Below are 1650 nucleotides of genomic sequence, written 5' to 3'. Positions count from 1 at the left end.
TGACCTGACCGGCGCGATTGACCCGCACCCCCTGGGAGCGGGCGGCGCGGCACGCTCGGCCTTCGGCTTGAAGCCGACGGCCGCCTGCAGCACCTTGCCCGCTTCCAGGTCGGTGGTAAAGTCCAGGACCTCGCCGGAAGCCGGCGGCGCGGCGGACTCGTCGCCGCGCTGCGGCCGCAGCGACAGCTGCAGCGTCCCCACCATGCCGGCCACGGTCAGGATCTCCGCCTGCTTGGGCGTGACCTCCAGGGTGGCGGTCTTGCCCTGGATGGGGGCGCCGTCGCGGCCCCGGGTGATCTGCTGGTCGATGGCCAGCACCCGGATGTCGGCCAGCACGGTCTCGGCCCCGTGGCGGACCAGCAGGCCGGCGGACGCCTCGGGGCTTGCCCCTTCCTCGGACTTCTTGAGGTCGGTGGCCAGCACCACGTCCACCCGGTCGCCAGGGGTGACGAAGCCCGACACCGCCGTGGGATTGGTGATGGCGATGGACATGGCGCGCTTGCCCGGCGCCAGCAATCCCGCCAGCACGCCCGAGGATTCCGGGCGGAAAGTGGTGGCGGCCGATACCGGCTCGCCCTCGGCCAGCGGACGCCGGGCGATCATGCCGACGAAGGCGGCCTTGGCATCCTCGCCCGGCTTGCGGGTTACCAGCCGGTCGGCGGCGGCGGATTTCGGCCAGACCTCGTAGCGCAGATCGTCGGAGACCAGTGCCGCGCCCGAGGCGACGTCGCGGTTGATGACCAGGATCTCGACGGTGGCGGGCTCGTCGGCGGCCCTGGCGCGGCGCGCCTCCTGGCGGTCGAGCCAGGACTTGGCCAGCATGGCGGTGCCTCCGGCCGCCAGGGCGGCCACGACGACGATGATGACGATGGGTCGCATGTGGCGTACCTCTCGGGGGCTTTAGCCGGCCAGCCGGGGCAGCAGGCTCAGCGCCGCCCAGTCCAGGCCGCCGGCCGCGATGGCGATTCCATAGGGGACGCGGCCCCGCAGCACGGAGCGCAGGCCCCCCGCCTCGGCGCGGCGCCCCAGCAGGGCGGCCAGCGCCACCAGGCCGCCGACCAGCGCCATGACCAGCAGGAAACGCGGCAGCCCGGCGGGACCGGTCCACAGCGCCACGGCGGGAACCAGCTTGGCGTCGCCGCCGCCCCACACGCCCAGGCTGAACAGCAACGCCGCGCCCACGAAGCACAACAGGCCGGTGCCCAGGTGCAGCAGCCAGTCGGCGCCGCTCAGCCCCCCGGCCAGCGCCGCCGGCACGAAGGCCGCCAGGATGACCAGGGGAACCCGGTTGGGGATGCGCAAGCGGCGCAGGTCGCCCTGGGCCGCGTCCAGCAGCGCCACGACGAAAACCACCGCCGATAGGATCAAGATGATGTCGCCCATTCCCGCCTCCCGGAACCGGAACACCTCCCGACAAGAGAGATGCCATGGCTCATTCCCGCCCCGCTTCCTGAAGAAAAATCTACAACCCTACCCTTACCGTAACTGTGAGCTTATCCACAGATACTAAAGTTTTATTTTTTGTCAATCCTTACCGCCAATACGACCCCAAATAAAACCAGGCGCCTCCCGGTCGGGGAAGCACCTGGTTTTATGTACCGCCGGACATCCGCAAGGGGGGGGCGCCGCCGAAGCGGCGCGGCCTCCACC

At 70.8% G+C, this 1650-nt stretch carries 2 protein-coding genes; both read right to left on the bottom strand.

Translation table 11 applies throughout. The annotated features are described in order from the left end of the window. Positions 1-879 (bottom strand): Flp pilus assembly protein CpaB (gene cpaB, locus H261_RS23685; RefSeq protein WP_008622679.1); only part of this gene is annotated, 879 nt, incomplete at its 3' end. Positions 880-900: 21 nt separating this feature from the next. Continuing rightward, complete coding sequence (locus H261_RS22745; RefSeq protein ID WP_008622678.1) at positions 901-1383, bottom strand: A24 family peptidase; 483 nt, start codon at positions 1381-1383, stop codon at positions 901-903. Between the last annotated feature and the right edge of the window lie 267 nt (positions 1384-1650).

It is taken from the genome of Paramagnetospirillum caucaseum, assembly GCF_000342045.1.
GTDB classification, from domain to species: domain Bacteria; phylum Pseudomonadota; class Alphaproteobacteria; order Rhodospirillales; family Magnetospirillaceae; genus Phaeospirillum; species Phaeospirillum caucaseum.
Note: the sequence above shows the minus strand (reverse complement) of the source record. Positions and strands in the feature narration are given on the sequence as shown.

Bases quoted from the DNA above. Each gene is read 5' to 3' on its own strand.
- H261_RS22745 (WP_008622678.1), bottom strand. From the start codon at position 1,383: ATGGGCGACATCATCTTGATCCTATCGGCGGTGGTTTTCGTCGTGGCG.